Origin of the sequence: Paenarthrobacter sp. NPDC092416, from assembly GCF_044755025.1 — a bacterium.
In the GTDB taxonomy this organism is placed as follows: Bacteria; Actinomycetota; Actinomycetes; order Actinomycetales; family Micrococcaceae; genus Arthrobacter.
Genome location: NZ_JBIVQG010000003.1, coordinates 363,594 through 378,435, shown reverse-complemented (window position 1 = coordinate 378,435; position 14,842 = coordinate 363,594). Strand labels below are relative to the sequence as shown.

Annotated in this window: 15 protein-coding genes; 8 read left to right on the top strand and 7 right to left on the bottom strand. The window is 63.7% G+C overall.

All coding sequences use genetic code 11. The features are described 5' to 3' along the window. The first annotated feature begins 157 nt into the window (after nucleotides 1-157). Both ACIQC5_RS09575 and ACIQC5_RS09570 read left to right on the top strand, forming a co-directional pair. Complete coding sequence (locus ACIQC5_RS09575; protein WP_400280868.1) at nucleotides 158-1,090, top strand: class C sortase; 933 nt, start codon at nucleotides 158-160, stop codon at nucleotides 1,088-1,090. Next, complete coding sequence (locus tag ACIQC5_RS09570; RefSeq protein ID WP_400280865.1) at nucleotides 1,087-1,866, top strand: SDR family NAD(P)-dependent oxidoreductase; 780 nt, start codon at nucleotides 1,087-1,089, stop codon at nucleotides 1,864-1,866. Before ACIQC5_RS09575 ends, ACIQC5_RS09570 begins: the two co-directional genes overlap by 4 nt. Here the strand turns inward: ACIQC5_RS09570 and ACIQC5_RS09565 are convergent. After that, entirely contained in the window at nucleotides 1,829-2,947 is a 1,119-nt protein-coding gene (locus tag ACIQC5_RS09565; RefSeq protein WP_400280862.1) for an FUSC family protein, read from the bottom strand. The genes ACIQC5_RS09570 and ACIQC5_RS09565 overlap by 38 nt on opposite strands. Before the next feature lie 147 nt (nucleotides 2,948-3,094). Here ACIQC5_RS09565 and ACIQC5_RS09560 point away from each other — a divergent pair, with 147 nt between their 5' ends. Both ACIQC5_RS09560 and ACIQC5_RS09555 read left to right on the top strand, forming a co-directional pair. Further along, nucleotides 3,095-3,562 carry an SRPBCC family protein gene (locus ACIQC5_RS09560; protein ID WP_400280859.1) on the top strand — a complete coding sequence of 156 codons (468 nt, stop codon included), beginning with the start codon at nucleotides 3,095-3,097 and terminating at the stop codon, nucleotides 3,560-3,562. Continuing rightward, the gene (locus tag ACIQC5_RS09555; protein WP_400280856.1) at nucleotides 3,559-4,074 is read left to right on the top strand and encodes a GNAT family N-acetyltransferase; all 516 of its coding nucleotides are present in this window, start codon (nucleotides 3,559-3,561) and stop codon (nucleotides 4,072-4,074) included. Before ACIQC5_RS09560 ends, ACIQC5_RS09555 begins: the two co-directional genes overlap by 4 nt. Here ACIQC5_RS09555 and ACIQC5_RS09550 read toward each other — a convergent pair whose 3' ends face one another. The 3 genes from ACIQC5_RS09550 to ACIQC5_RS09540 are packed head-to-tail and all read right to left on the bottom strand — an operon-like array spanning nucleotide 4,075 to nucleotide 6,069. Continuing rightward, nucleotides 4,075-4,476: a VOC family protein gene (locus ACIQC5_RS09550; RefSeq protein ID WP_400280854.1), complete on the bottom strand. Its 402-nt coding sequence runs from the start codon at nucleotides 4,474-4,476 to the stop codon at nucleotides 4,075-4,077. Nucleotides 4,477-4,485: 9 nt separating this feature from the next. Then, complete coding sequence (locus ACIQC5_RS09545; protein ID WP_400280851.1) at nucleotides 4,486-5,109, bottom strand: FMN-binding negative transcriptional regulator; 624 nt, start codon at nucleotides 5,107-5,109, stop codon at nucleotides 4,486-4,488. Nucleotides 5,110-5,136: 27 nt separating this feature from the next. Next, nucleotides 5,137-6,069 (bottom strand): DMT family transporter, encoded by a 933-nt coding sequence (locus tag ACIQC5_RS09540; RefSeq protein WP_400280848.1) that lies wholly within the window; start codon nucleotides 6,067-6,069, stop codon nucleotides 5,137-5,139. Here ACIQC5_RS09540 and ACIQC5_RS09535 point away from each other — a divergent pair. After that, a complete protein-coding gene (locus tag ACIQC5_RS09535; RefSeq protein WP_400280845.1) occupies nucleotides 6,068-7,483 on the top strand; it encodes a PLP-dependent aminotransferase family protein in 1,416 nt (471 codons plus the stop codon). The two genes, ACIQC5_RS09540 and ACIQC5_RS09535, sit on opposite strands and share 2 nt — an antisense overlap. A gap of 136 nt (nucleotides 7,484-7,619) precedes the next feature. On the opposite strand, the gene ACIQC5_RS09530 is transcribed toward ACIQC5_RS09535, so the two are convergent. Together ACIQC5_RS09530 and ACIQC5_RS09525 are read right to left on the bottom strand one after the other, a co-directional pair. Beyond that, complete coding sequence (locus ACIQC5_RS09530; RefSeq protein WP_400280842.1) at nucleotides 7,620-9,239, bottom strand: MFS transporter; 1,620 nt, start codon at nucleotides 9,237-9,239, stop codon at nucleotides 7,620-7,622. Between the two features lie 219 nt (nucleotides 9,240-9,458). Beyond that, nucleotides 9,459-10,295, bottom strand: coding sequence for a putative protein N(5)-glutamine methyltransferase (locus ACIQC5_RS09525; protein WP_400280839.1), 837 nt, complete (start codon nucleotides 10,293-10,295; stop codon nucleotides 9,459-9,461). A gap of 402 nt (nucleotides 10,296-10,697) precedes the next feature. Between ACIQC5_RS09525 and ACIQC5_RS09520 the strand changes: the two genes are divergently transcribed. Both ACIQC5_RS09520 and ACIQC5_RS09515 read left to right on the top strand, forming a co-directional pair. Then, nucleotides 10,698-10,904: a hypothetical protein gene (locus ACIQC5_RS09520; RefSeq protein WP_400280836.1), complete on the top strand. Its 207-nt coding sequence runs from the start codon at nucleotides 10,698-10,700 to the stop codon at nucleotides 10,902-10,904. 106 nt (nucleotides 10,905-11,010) lie between these two features. Next, entirely contained in the window at nucleotides 11,011-11,271 is a 261-nt protein-coding gene (locus ACIQC5_RS09515; protein ID WP_400280833.1) for a hypothetical protein, read from the top strand. A gap of 104 nt (nucleotides 11,272-11,375) precedes the next feature. Here ACIQC5_RS09515 and ACIQC5_RS09510 read toward each other — a convergent pair whose 3' ends face one another. Further along, nucleotides 11,376-13,910: an ATP-dependent DNA ligase gene (locus tag ACIQC5_RS09510; RefSeq protein WP_400280830.1), complete on the bottom strand. Its 2,535-nt coding sequence runs from the start codon at nucleotides 13,908-13,910 to the stop codon at nucleotides 11,376-11,378. 38 nt (nucleotides 13,911-13,948) lie between these two features. Between ACIQC5_RS09510 and ACIQC5_RS09505 the strand changes: the two genes are divergently transcribed. Continuing rightward, nucleotides 13,949-14,815, top strand: a complete 867-nt coding sequence (locus ACIQC5_RS09505) for a Ku protein (protein ID WP_400280828.1) — start codon at nucleotides 13,949-13,951, stop codon at nucleotides 14,813-14,815. The last annotated feature ends 27 nt before the right edge of the window (nucleotides 14,816-14,842 follow it).

Below are 14,842 nucleotides of genomic sequence, written 5' to 3'. Positions count from 1 at the left end.
ACTAACCACAACCAACAACAACCAGCCACAACACCGGATAGCCGCCACCGCGGCACCCGGGAATGAACGAACCCGAAGTGGGGAAGAACGCCAACAACGCGCTCTTCCCCACTTTCGGTCCACCCCACGTACCCTTACTCCCACCACAGGAACCCAGATGACCCAGTCCCCAAACCGTACGCGCCGTGGACTCAGGCACCTGACAGGACCATGGACCAAGCAGCGGTTCCTGATCGTCCTGGTTGCTGTCATCGGCGTCGGAATCCTCCTTTACCCCACCGCCGCGGCCTGGTTCTCGGACCGGGTGCACGCCACGGAGATCAGCGGCTACGTTGACTCGGTCGAAACCCTCAACCCATCAGCGAAGAAGGCCCTGTTGGACCAGGCCCGCACGTTCAACGACGAACTGCCCTCAGGACCCCTTCGCGACCCCTACTCCCTCAACGAGGCGGGGGAGCAAACCACGATCGGCGCCGGCTCGGACGCGTACAAGAACATGTTGTCCGTAGGGCCTGGCGGCATGATGGGACGCATCAGCATCCCATCCATCCACGCGGACTTGCCGATCTTCCACGGAACCGACGAAGAAACACTCTCCAAAGGCGCAGGGCACCTGTTCGGTTCCGCACTGCCCGTTGGCGGCAAAAGCACCCATAGTGTCCTGAGCGCTCATTCCGGCTTCGTCAACGCCACACTCTTCGACAACCTGGACCAAGTCAAGACGGGCGACACCTTCACGGTCACAGTTCTTGACGAAACGCTGTACTACAAAGTCGACCAAACCCTTACCGTTCTGCCCGACCAAACTGACGCCCTCCGCAAAGTCGAGGGCAAGGACTACATCACGCTCATCACCTGCACACCCAAGGGCGTCAACAGCCATCGCCTCCTTGTGCGTGGCGAACGTACCACCGCACCCGGTCCCGAAGCACAAAAGGTCCTTCCCAGCACTACAACAGATCCCGGCTTTCCGTGGTGGGCTCTCGCGATCACGGCTGCGACCTTCCTCGCGATTTTCGCCACGAAGCCGCGAAGGGAACCCGCTGAGGAGCAGCGCCCCAGGCGTTCAGCGCATAGTCTTGGCGCATGACCACTCGAGCCAACGAACTGACTGCCCTTGTCACCGGTGCCACGGCTGGGCTCGGCGCGGAATTCGCCCGCCAACTGGCCGAGTCGGGTCACCACCTTGTCTTGGTGGCCCGCGACGAGGAGCGCCTGAAAGCCAAAGCAGAGGTGCTTGAACGCGACTTCAGTATCTCGGTGGAGGTCCTGCCAGCTGACCTGACGACCGACGTCGGCGTTTCAGCTGTGGAGGACCGGTTGCGGGACGCCGCCCGGCCGGTGGATGTCCTGGTCAACAACGCGGGAATCGGACTGCTCAAGGCCTTCGAGAAAAACGAACTGGCCGAAGAAGTGCGACACCTGAGGCTTCACGTCCAAACGCCCATGGAACTGTGCCACGCTGCTCTGGAAGTCATGCTGGCTCGCGGCAAGGGGCGGATCATCAACGTGGCCAGCGTCGCTGCGTTCGCCAACAGAGGCACCTACTCTGCGGCAAAGGCGTGGCAGGTAACGTTCAGCCGCTGGGCCAACCTGGCCTACGCGGCCTCCGGAGTCCAGATCACGGCCGTGTGCCCGGGCTTCACGCACACCGAATTCCACGACCGCATGGGCATGGACAAATCAGTGGCTCCGCGCTTCCTGTGGCTCACCGCCGAACGCGTGGTCCGTGAAGGGCTGGCAGACAACATCCGCGGCAAAGCCGTGTCCATCCCGACGCGTCGGTACAAGGTGGTTAGCTTTTTTGCCCGTATCTTGCCGGCGAAACTTACGTCGGGCCCGCCTCGCCGACCGCTGGTACCGTAGTATCCGGCACTGTACCGCTTGAAACCTCGGGACCGGCAGCGCCTGGAGCACGGATCAGCACAGCCACCGCGATTCCGACCACTGCGCCCACGAACGTCTCAACCCCCCGCTCCAGCACCAGCACGCCTGGATCCAGCGGCGCGGCAAGCTGCGCGATCAGCAGGATCACGGGAGTGAAGAACACCATCGCCCAGCCGTAATGCCGCGCCATGAACAGCTCGGTGGGGAACTGGAACAGGATCACAAGGACGGCGAGGGCAACAGCGGTATGGCCGGGGAAGTACTGCAGCGGCGACAACGGGCTGGGGAAAAGCACGACGGCCACCACCGCCAATCCGAGGAACGTCCCCACGATGCGGTGGATACCGCGGTGCACGCGGCTGGGGAGGTCTGCACCTGCCAGCGGCACTGCGGCGGCCGCCATGGCCCAATGCGGGTGGCCGATACCGCTCAGCATCCCAATAAGACCGGCCGTGCCCACTGCCAGGGAGTAGCGGGCGGCATGGACGAGGGCGGCTTGGCGAAGTGGGCCGCGGAGGACCGGAACGTCGCGGGCAGCGCCAGCCACCCAGGCGCGGTGCCGGAGCCAGCCGGTGAAGCCGACCAGAATCGAAAAGGCGGCCGACGCAGCACCGATGAGTACCGCCGTCGCAAAGGAAACATCCGTGGGCACTGAAGCGCAGGCGCCCAACGCCAGGATGCCGAAGAACGGTCCGATCGGTTTGAGGCGCACGGCATCCGCGTAGAGGGAACCCGCTCCTGCGAACAGGGTAGCCACCAAAACCAGGCCCCAGGAACCAACGTGGTTGACGGAGAGGAACACCCCAATGGTGAGTCCGCCGACCAGGATCAAGGCGGCTTGTGCTTGGTGCTTGAGCCTGAGCTGATGGGTTTCGGTGCGTCCGTACATACCGGTCAGGGCGCCGAAGACGGCGTACATCATGAGGTCCGGGCGACCGATGAGGATCAGCACCAATCCCGGAACTGCGACACTGAGGGCCACGCGGACTGCCGAGAGACGGTCGTTGTTCGGCGGCCCGAGCCTGTGAAGTTCCCGGGCATGCGCCATGATTGCGGGCACGGAAACACCACCAATCATTCAGGGCTTGCGGTCGAACTGTCTGATTCGAAAATTATCAGGATGGCCGCCGGTCCCGCCATAAGCCCGGTCACAACCCGTAGTGAGCTTGGGCGCGCGGACCGCTGAAAGGTCTGGGAAGATCGAGGTATGCCCGTAGCTTTCGTGTGCCGCACCCGCGCTGCCATGCCTCCTCAGCAGCTGTTCGATCTGTCCCGAAACATCGACGCCCATGTGGGGTCGATGACCAAGAGCAGGGAAAAAGCGATCGGCGGCGTTACCACCGGCCTGATTTCGGAAGGTGAGCACGTCACCTGGCAGGCTTGGCACCTCGGAGTCCGGTTCCGCATGACCAGTCGCATTACGCGGATGGAGGCACCGGCGTCGTTCACTGACGAGCAGGTCCGCGGGCCGTTCAAGTACCTCCGCCACACGCACGAGTTCAGGCCCGACGGCAGCGGAACGCTGATGGTGGACACTGTGGAGTTCGCCGCCCCCTTCGGACCAGTGGGCCGCCTCATGGAAAAGCTGATCCTCGCCCGCTACCTGCAGAACCTGATCGAGACCCGCAACGGGTTCCTCGTCGGACAAAACCCTCCGGCGCTGGACAGGCCGTGATCAGGCTTGCGCGCGGTGATGACCTGCCGCGTTTGCAGGACATCGAGCGGGCAGCCGGAGAAGCCTTTCGGGCACTGGGCATGGACCGGATTGCGGACGACGAGCCCTTCACGGTGGATGAGCTGAGTGCCTACTTGGCCGGTGCGCGTGCATGGGTGTTCGTGGACGGACTCGACTTCCCCGTGGCCTACTTGTTGGCGGATGTGGTTGACGGCAACGTCCACGTGGAGCAGGTCAGCGTCCACCCGGAACAAGCGCACCAGGGATTGGGTCGCGAGCTGCTCCATGCCGCCCGGGTGTGGGCAAGAGGCCATGGCATGCAGCAGCAAACCCTGAGCACGTTCCGGGATGTGCCGTGGAACGCGCCGTACTACCGTCGTCTCGGTTTCAAAGAGCTCGACGCCGCCAGCTGGGGACCGGAGTTGTCCAGGCTCATGCAGCACGAGGCCGAGCTGGGGCTGACCCGCTGGCCCAGGGTAGCGATGCATCGTCCCGTGGTCCCGCCCCAGTAACTACTCCGCCACCAGCTCCACCTCGTAGCCGTCCGTGTTCACCAGATACGCGGCGTAGTGATCCGGTCCGCCTGCGTGGGGGTACGTCGACTCGAACATCGCGTACCAGCCCGCGTCGGCGCCGAGCTCCCGTAAACGGTCCACGTTTTCGCGGGTGCCGGCATGGAAGGCCACGTGGTTGAGCCCGGGCTCGGTCCGGCGGTGTGTGCTCCCGGTGCCCGCCGATGACTGCTCCACCACGATGTACGTGCCGCCGAGTTTCCAACTGCACCCTGTGGCCCACTCCTGGAAGGGCCGGTACCCCAGCCCGTCCAGCAGCCAACCCCATTCCTCCCGGGCTCGGTCAAGATGCGGCACCCAGATCTCAAGATGGTGGATCGACCCCACCGGAACGTCACGCATGCGCCGAGTCTACGAGGTCCGGGCCCGCTCCACATCGTCCGCGCTCGCCGAATCGCCCATTGCACGGAGCCCGGCAATGACACCGTCAACATCCGCCGGTGTACGGTTCTGGCTGAGTTTGGTCTTGGCCTCCACCCTGGTAATACGGAGTTCGACGCCGACAATCGCCCGTAGCTGCCCGGCAATGAACCCTTCGGGTGCTTCGTCCACGGTCCACGGGCGAGGCATGCCGGACTCATGAACGTTGGACAATTGCCGGACGTGCCTGCCAAGCCACTGGGGATCCTCATGAACCACGAGATGCCCGTACACATGGGCCGTGGAGTAGTTCCATGTGGGCACCACGCGGCCGTGTTCGGCTTTCGACGCGTACCAGGACGGCGAAATGTAGGCATCCGATCCCTGCACGATCATCAGGGCTTCACCACTGACCGGCGTGGACCACTGTGGATTGTTGCGGGCCATGTGCGCGTGCAGGGCGCCGTGTTCGCCAACGGAGGCGTCATGGACGAACGGCAGCAGAGTGGCGAGCAGACCTTGCGGGGTCATGGTGACGAGATTGGCGGCGCCGGCCCCCGCCAAAAGGGACTTTAGGGCCTCCGGGGAAGCAGCAAAATGCGCGGGGGTGTACATGGATTCTTCCTTTCGGACGTGGCGGCTTTATGGGTTCGACGGCGGGTTGAGCCTGACGCGGACGGCTGCACCTGCGCAGAGAATCACGGCGAGACCGCCCACCGCGGTGGTCCACGTCATTGATTCCCCGAGCAAGAGCGCGGCCCAAGCGATGGTCATGACGGGCTGAACCAGTTGGATCTGGCTGACTTGGGCCATGGGACCGATGGCCAGGCCGTGATACCAGGCGAAGAAGCCAAGGAACATGCTCACAACACCCAGGTAGGCGAAGGACATCCAGTGAACCGGCGTTGCGGATGTAACCCTGAAGTCCAGAGACAGGACTGTCAGCAGGATCATGACGGGTGAGGCCACTACCAGTGCCCAGGAGATGGTCTGCCACGGACCGAGTTCCCGGGCCAGCAGACCACCTTCGGCGTAGCCGATGGCTGCGGCAACCACGGCCCCGATCAGCAGCAGGTCCGCCCAATGCAGGGAGCCGAAACCACCGGACTGGAGCAGTGCGAAAGCCAGCGCTGCGATCACGCCTACTGCCGTCAGGACCCAGAACAGGCGCCGTGGACGTTCCCGCCCGCGGATCACCGCTACTGTGGCTGTGGCCGCTGGCAGTAGCGCGATGACCACAGCGCCGTGACTTGCAGAGGTGCTGGTCAGTGCGAAGGTGGTCAGGAGGGGGAAGCCCGCAACGATGCCGCCGGCCACCACAACCAGCCGAAGCCACTGAATTCCCTGCGGAAAGCGCTGCTTCGTCAGGGAAAGCGCCAGGGCCGCAAGGATGGCTGCAACTACGGCCCGGCCGGCGCCGATGAACAGGGGAGAGAGGCCTTCCACGGCCACCCTGGTGAGTGGCACGGTGAACGAGAAAGCGAAGACTCCCAGAAGGCCCCACCAGATACCGGTTGACGTCCTGGTGGATATCACTGGCCGTGAAAGCGTAGTAGCGCTACTATTGTGACTCATGAATTACGATAGCAGTTCTCGGATCGCCTCGCGAGTAAAGGAATGGATCGCAGGGGCAGCCCCGGGAGCCAAGCTGCCGTCAACGCGGCACCTCGTGGCCGAATACCAGGCCAGCCCGGTAACAGTGCAGAAGGCACTGCGGACCCTGACGGCCCAGGGCCTGATTGAGAGCCGCCCCGGAGTCGGAACATTCGTCCGCGCATACCGGACGGCCCGTCCCTCCGACTACGGCTGGCAGACCGCCGCCTTGCGCGCTGCCCAGACCGCAAGGCCCCTGAACTCCGCTGCCATGCGCAGTGCTTCCAATGACGTCATCGCTTTCCATTCCGGCTATCCGGCCCGCGAGCTGCTGCCGGAAAGGCTCGTCCGCGCCGCGCTGACCCGGGCGGCCAGGGGCGATGCAGCCCTCTCCCGGCCACCAGCGCAAGGACTTCCCGAACTGCAATCCTGGTTCGCGCACGAGCTCAGCACCTCAACGCCGGTGGGCGTCACGCCGCCCCAGCCGAGCGACGTCGTCATTCTCCCTGGGAGCCAGAGCGGACTCAGCTCGATTTTCCGGGGGCTGGTGGGGCACGGGCAGCCGCTGCTGGTCGAATCGCCCAGCTACTGGGGAGCGCTGCTCGCCGCAGGGCAGGCCGGCGTTCGGGTGATTCCGGTACCGAGCGGTCCCGAAGGCCCCGACCCGGACGAGCTGGACAGGGCCTTTGAAGAATCGGGGGCGCGGCTGTTCTACGCCCAGCCCAACTTCGCCAACCCCACGGGCGCGCAATGGTCGGCCGGGCGGGGCGAGGAAGTACTGCGGATCGTCCAGCGGCACGGTGCCTTCCTTGTGGAGGACGACTGGGCGCACGACTTTGGCATTACCGCACCGTCCGTCCCGATCGCCGCCAAGGACGATTCCGGCCACGTGGTCTACATCCGCTCGCTGACCAAAAGCGTTTCGCCCTCCATCCGCGTCGCGGCGATCATTGCCCGCGGGCCCGCGCGGGAACGGATCATGGGGGCCCAGGCGGCGGAGTCGATGTACGTCAGCGGCCTGCTCCAGGCCGCCGCGCTCGACGTCGTCACACAGCCCGGGTGGCAAACGCACCTCCGCGGACTCGGTCACCAGCTGCAGTCGCGACGCGACCTGTTGGTCACCAGCCTGCGTGAGCACGTTCCGCAGGCGCACCTCAGCCACCTGCCCAAGGGAGGCTTGAACTTGTGGTTGCGGTTGCCGGACGGGTTCGACGTCGATCAACTCACCAAGGACTGTGAAGCAGCCGGGGTGCTCATTGCTGCAGGCACGGAGTGGTTCCCGGCCGAACCCGAGGGCCCGTACATCAGGCTCAACTATGCCGGTCCCAACCCGGGCGCATTTCCGGAAGGTGCCCGGATCATCGGTGAGGCAGTCAAGGGTTTGCTGCAGGCGTAGCCGCGTTCCGTCGTCGAGCGCTTAAACGGCCGTAGCCACCAACCCAAGGAGAGCGCCTTGGGTTGGTGGCCACGGTTGGCGGCTGGTGGCCGCGAACTAGCCGTACTGCTGCGCAGAAGTTGCAGGCGAAGAGTTCCTAGGCCGGAGCCAAGTCCTTTTCGCGGCGACCGAACACGTCGTCATCGAGGGGCTGGCCGTCGAACGGCATCTCGTCCAGGTTGATGAGCGGGTTGGTGTCCTGCGTTGCAACGAGTTCGCGTGCTTCCGCCTGGGTGTCCACGCTGGGCATGGAACCCGGCAACGGACGCTGAGCGGATTCGCGCAGGAAGTAGATCGCAATCGCACCAACGATGGACGTGGCCATCAGGTAGTACGCCGGCATCATGTCGTCGCCCGTGCCTGCAATGAGCCCCTGCACGATGAACGGCGTGGTACCGCCGAAGATCGCTACAGAGAAGTTGTACGCAATACCCATTCCGCCGTAGCGGCTGGAGGTTGGGAACAGCGCCGGCAGGGCCGAGGCCAGATTGGCAACGTAGAACGTCACGGGGAACGCGATCAGCGCAAGGCCGGCCAACGTGGACCAGATCTCGCCGATGCCGATCAGCAGGAAGGCCGGGACAGCGAAGACAATAGTGCTGCCTGCGCCGATCCACAGCACCGGGCGGCGGCCAATGCGGTCGGACAGCTTGCCGGTGAGCGGGATACATACGGCCATGACAACCAGGACCGGGATGGTCAGCAGTGTGCCATGGACGGGGTCGTAGCCCTTGGAATCCGTGAGGTACGTCGGCATGTAGGAGGTCAGTGCGTAACCAACAGTATTGGCTGCGGCGGCGAGGATCATGGCCAGCACAATCTGGCGCCAGTAGGCCTTGATGATGCCAACCGGGCCCTTGGCGACGTCAGCATCCTGTGCTGCCGCGTCCTTGGCAATGGCTTCCTGTGCATCCAGGGTTGCCTGGAACTGCGGGGATTCCTCGATCTTGTTACGGAAGTACACGGCGATGAGGCCCAGCGGCCCAGCGATCAGGAACGGAAGCCTCCAGCCCCATTCCTCCATGGCAGACTGTCCCAGCGTGAGCTGCAGGAGGGACACCAGCGCAGCACCCAGGGCGAAGCCAATGTAGCTGCCCATGTCCAGGAAGCTCGCGAAGTAGCCGCGGCGCTTGTCCGGGGCGTATTCGCTGACGAACGTGGTGGCACCGGCGTACTCGCCACCGGTGGAGAAGCCCTGGACGAGCTTCAGGATGACCAGCAACGCGGCGGCCCAGATGCCGATCTGCGCGTAGCCGGGCAAAAGTCCGACGGCGAACGTACTTGCCGCCATCAGCATCAGTGTTGCTGCGAGCACCTTCTGGCGGCCCACCTTGTCGCCGAGCCAACCAAACACGACGCCGCCAAGCGGGCGGGCGATAAAGGTTGCGGCGAAGGTGCCGAGAAGGAAGAGTGTTTGGACGGATTTGTCCGCTTCCGGAAGGAAGACGGGGCCCATGGTGGTGATGAGGTAGCCGAACACGCCGACGTCGTACCATTCCATGGTGTTGCCGACGATCGTGCCGCCGAGTGCTTTCTTCAGCATCGGCTGGTCCACAACGTTCACGTCGGATTCCTTCAACCGGCGCTTCGTGCGGAGCTTCGTTTTCTTAGCGTTCTTAACAGTGGTGGAAGCAGCCGGGGTGTGGGCTGCTTCCGTGTTTCCGATGGCGTTCCTTGCGCCATCCGGAGAGACGATCTTGCTTTGGTCTATGGGCATTTGGGCTTCTCCTAGGGAGGTCATTTGCTTGCGACTTCTGCTGCCCCGCTCTGGGCAGGTGTTCAATTTTACGGGGTTTGGCGCGAAAACCCGAGTTGAGATCGGATTTTTGGGCCCATTTAGGGTGCAATTTGCCTAGATGTCTTACATCTATTTGCCCGCTCTTGCCCCGTCATCAAGCGGAAGTTGACCCGTCAGGGCACGTTGTTACCAAATTGTTTAGCTGAGCCCATGTAATGTGGCCGATTCCGGGCCAAAAGCTGATGATTTCCTCGGATCCAGTGGGTTGGATCCGAGGACCACGGTGGCGTCCAGCTCTTCGTCCGTGGCCACCGTGGGCAGCAGTCCGTGCTGCGCCATGATCCCGGCCGTTTCGGATGCCTGGGATTCCGAGGTTTCAATCAGGAGAAAACCGCCCGGCGCGAGCCACTCAGCCGCGTGTTGCGCAACCCGACGCTGGACATCCAAACCGTCAGTGCCGCCGTCGAGCGCCATCATCGGTTCGTACAGCCGGGCCTCGGACGGCATCATGCGAATCGAGCCGGTGGGTACATACGGAGCGTTGGCCACCAGCAGGTCCACTTGCCCGCGGAGACTCTGGGGGAGTGCGGCGTAGAGGTCGCCCGCAAAGGCGTGGCCGCCGCGGGGTTCCACATTGTGCCGCGCGCAATCGACTGCCGCGGGGTCGATATCGGCGGCGTACAGCTCGGCGTTGTGGGTGAGATCGCTGATGGCAGCGCCTATCGCACCCGAACCACAGCAAAGATCAACGACGACGGCACCCGGCTTGGCGACTGCGGCCGCCTGCCGTACCAGGAACTCCGTGCGACGCCGCGGCACGAAAACGCCGGGCTCCACCACCATGCGCCGGCCGCAAAATTCCACCCAGCCAAGGACGTGTTCAAGGGGCAGGCCGCTGATTCTCTGGTCCACCATGCGGTCCAAGTGTTCGTCGTGGTGGGCAGCATCGATGAGGAGTTGCGCTTCTTCTTCGGCGAAAACGCAGCCGGCAGCGCGGAGATTGGTGACGATGTCAGTGTGAAGCGTTGTAAACATGGGAGAGCCTTTCGGGAAACCGAGGGGTGCTCTCCGGGCCACTGAGTCAGGCTCGTGGTGGATTGGTTGAAGGGAGCACCCGGACTGCTGTTGCGGTAATGGGTCTCACCTCCTTGTTGCGCCTTGCCGGCCGGTAGTCGATCAGCGTGGAAATGCCATGCTAACCGAGGGGTTCACAAATCCGCGACATCTTGGCTAGGGTAGGAGGCATGGGAACACTGATTTTTGAGTAGACCGGCCTGCGTTGTTCATTGAGCAAGCCGCCGCGTTTCACCAGACAAAAATCCACGCCTGTTGAGGCTCTGCCTCCATGCCGTTCCCGTTGTCGACGCCATTTTTTCGAACCGTAACGCCATGGGTTTCGTGTCTCTTCAGGACTTCACACCTTCAAGGAGTCCACACATGACTGCCAATCCTTCCGACAACCAAACCCCGGAAACCACTGCCTCCGGTGGCATCAAGTCCAAGCTGACGGACGCCCAAAAAGCCATGCTTGCCAGCAAGTCCGGCGGCGGCGCTCCGGCTGGCTGGCAAAGCACCGGCAAGGGCCACAAGCCCACGTCCGCCAGTGGCAAGCGCGCCAAGACCGAGAAGAAAGTCCGCTGGTAAACCTTGGATACAGCTAAATCCTGGATCCGGAAAAATCTTGGAGACAACAGTCTTCTGCGGACCTAGTATTGAAAGTCCCTTCGTTTCAGTGCAGGAAGGAAGAACCATGACTGCGAATCATGCAGCAGAGAACATCAACCCCGAGGTCGCCAGCCACTTGGTGGAGTCCATGGACATGGCTCCGATGCCCGAGCCCGCAACCATTGCCGTGGCGATGAGCATGGACAAGGGCCAGGAGTGGCCGGATGGGAACGGTAAACGCCGGCACCCGAAGGAGCGAGATCTTGGCCACGGCCGGGTGGGCCAGAACGCAGCGGTGACGGCAGTCCACCGGACCAGCCGCCCCCAGATGCCGCACTCCTCCTAGCCGACATCAACCGCCCCTCACCTCAAGTAGCCAGCCCACGTAGCCAGCCCAACTAGGTCGCAGTTAAGCGCGTTTTGAGCGCTCAAAACGCGCACAATTGCGACCTAGTTGGGCTGGCTCACGTCTTTGGGGGATTTGTCCGGCCGCCAGCCACGCCACACCGGGTGCCGCAAGCGTCCGCTGCCCGTCCAATCGCCAAAAGTCACCTCGGCCACGAGCTCGGGATCCACCCAATGGGCGGTCGCCGCATCCTCGCGCGGAATGTCCACGAACGGTGAGACACCGGTGCTCCGGGACTCCACCTTCTCCAGGATGTCCCGCAGCTGCCAGTCCGTGAACCCGGTACCCACCCGGCCGACGTATCGCAGCTTAGGGCCCTCGGGTATCCCCAGCAACAACGACCCTACGGTCCCGTTCCGTGCGCCGGCACCCGGCCGCCAGCCGCCCACCACCACCTCTTGGCTTTGCTCCAGCTTGAGCTTGATCCAGGACCGGCTGCGGCGGCCGATCGCGTACCTGCCATCGGCCTTCTTCGCCATGATCCCTTCGAGGCCAAGCTCTGCAGCGCTGCTCATGAGGTCTTCGATGTCGTGCGCCAGCACTTCGGAAACATGCAGCGGGCAGTCGCCGTGCAGCCGCTCCACAAACGCGGAAAGCCGTTCGCGACGCTCGTGGAACGGCAACCCGCTGAGGTCCGCTCCGGCGTCGTACAAGAGGTCGAACAACATCAGCCGCACGGGCACCGATATCCGCGCGCGCTCGATGTCGCCCGGCTTCACCAGGTTCATCCGCAGCTGGAGCCGACCAAAGTCGGGCCGGGAACCCTTGCCGAGAGCTACGATTTCACCGTCGGCGACGAAGTTTCCGAGAGGCCAGCATGACCGGTCAGTGAGCTCCGGATATGCGGCCGTGAGATCGTTTCCATTGCGGCTCGTGAGGCGGATGGCGCTGTCGGTGCCCGTGACGAGCGCCCGGATGCCGTCCCACTTCAGTTCGAAGAGCCAGTCGCCGCCGCTGATGTCCGCAGTAGTGCCGGCCGTCGCAAGCATGGGCGTGTAGTCGGGGACGGGCTGGGGAGCAGCAGGCGCATTGGCAACGGCCTTCGCAGGACGGGCGGCAGGCGCTGCCTTCGACGCATGCACCCGACCCCCGGGTTGTTCTTTCATCAAGTGGATCAGCCACCGGTCGCCGGTGTTGATGAGCGCGAACCGCTTGGTGCCGTGAAGTCCTCCGCCCGGCTGCCCGGTGAGCGTCACGATCACTTCCTTGCCATCGCGCCATTTCTCGCACGTAAATTCGCCGCTATCCCAGATGCTCATGGTGCCGGCACCGTACTCGCCCTTGGGAATCACGCCCGCGAACTCCGCATAGCTCATGGGGTGGTCCTCGGTCTGGACGGCGAGGTTGTTGCGGTCGGGAGTCTCAGGGACGCCGCGCGGGAGGGCCCAGGATGCGAGCACGCCCTCATGTTCCAGCCGGAAGTCCATGTGGTAACGCCGGGCGTGGTGCTCTTGGATGACAAAGATCCCGCCGGGCGGCTTGGGCGCGCCAGGTTCGGGTTGATCGGAACTGGACCGTGAAGAGGACGACGACGCCGGGAACGGCTCCGGGGTCTTGTCCGGATCGCGCATCCCGACATACTTCGCGAGACGGCCTTCCACCGTCACCACCCGCTCGCGGGCTGCACCCGACCCGGCTGCCGGCCCGCCGTCGTCATCCTCAGCGTCCGGGCGGTGCGGGGGCGCATGCCGTCCCGAGATCACCGCAAAGTAGTCCTTGCCGGACTTGACACGCTTCATGACGGCGGTGAAATCCAGGTGATCCAGGGTGGCGGAGGCGAGTTCGCGCCACGTTCGGGGCGCCGCCACGGTGGGGTGGGCCTTGCCCCGCAGGGAGTACGGCACGATGGTGGTTTTGTTGCCGCTGTTCTGGCTCCAGTCCACCAGGACTTTGCCGTGGCGGAGCGTTTTCTTCATGTCGCTGACCACCAAATCGGGGTGGTCCGATTCCAGCGAGCGGGCCAATTCGTGGGCGAACGCGGATACCTGCTCCCATGTCAGCGTGCCGTCCAGCCCTGCGTAGAGGTGGATGCCTTTGCTGCCGCTGGTCACGGGGACCGGATCCATCCCCATGTCCTGCAGGATGGACCGTGCCAGCTTGGCCACTTCCACGCACTCCGGCAGTCCTGCACCGGGGCCGGGGTCCAGATCCAGCACAAATCGGTCCGGCGGCAGCATATTCCCCGCCGCGTCCACCTGCCACTGGGGGACGTGGATTTCCAAGGACGCGATTTGGGCCATCCACATCAGCGTGGCCAGGTTGTTGACCAGCGGATAGGTGTTGGTGTGTTCCCGGTGCTGGATGGTCACGCGCGGTATCCATCGCGGCACAGAGTCCTCCAGGTTCTTCTGGAAGAACATCTGCCCCGGGTGTTCGGCGGTGCCCACGCCGTTGACCCAACGCTTCCGGGTTGCGGGTCGGTTGGCGGCGGCAGGGATCAGGAAAGGGGCGACGGCGGCGTAGTACTCAAGGACTTCAGCTTTGGTGGTTCCGGTCTCGGGATAGATGATTTTGCCAAGGTTGGTGAGGTTCAGCTCGTGGCCCTCGACGTTGACGCGTTCTTGCTGCTTGCCTGCCACCTCTTCACCTCCGCCGCCTTGTGCTGTTCACTTGTTGCATGAGGGCCATATGGAAGGGTTCTATCGCGTTCGGGCTGGTCAACGTACCCGTCAAGCTCTACAGTGCCACGGAGGACCACGATATTGGCCTTCACCAGGTCCACAACAAAGACGGCGGCCGCATCCGGTATCAACGAAAATGCGAAATCTGCGGCGATGTTGTGGCTTATGAGGATATCGACAAGGCCTATGAAGAGGAAGGCCGCACCGTGGTCCTTTCCGCGGCCGATTTGAAGTCTTTGCCGGAGGAGAACAGCCGCGAGATTGAGGTGGTGGAGTTCATCCCTGCCGAGCAGTTGGACCCGATCATGTACGAGCGCAGCTATTTCCTGGAGCCGGATTCCAAGTCGCCCAAGGCCTACATGCTGCTCCGGCAGACCTTGGAGGACACGGACCGGATCGCGATCGTGCAGTATGCCCTGCGCCAGAAAACGCGGCTCGGTGCGCTGCGGGTCCGCGGCGACGTGCTGCTATTGCAGGCTCTTTTGTGGGGCGATGAGGTCCGGGAAGCCAATTTCCCCTCCCTCGAGACGGACATCAAGATCTCGGACAAGGAACTCGAAATGTCCTCGGCCTTGGTTGATTCCATGGCGCACGACTTCAATCCCGAGGAGTACACCGACGACTACCAGGTGCAGCTCCGGACGTTGATCGAGGCCAAACTGGAGAAGGGCGAGGCACTGGACACCGAGGCCACCTTCGGGGCCAAGGAAGGCGAGGCGGAAGGCGGCGAGGTCATCGACCTCATGGAGGCGCTCAAGCGGAGCTTGGACAAGAAGCGCGGCAAGGAAGCAGCGGACGACGGCGAGGCTGCCGCCGGCAAAGCTGCCGGCAAGCCCAAGACGCGGGCCAAGAAAAAGGCGTGACCCGCCGTCGGGCGCCTTGCGACACCC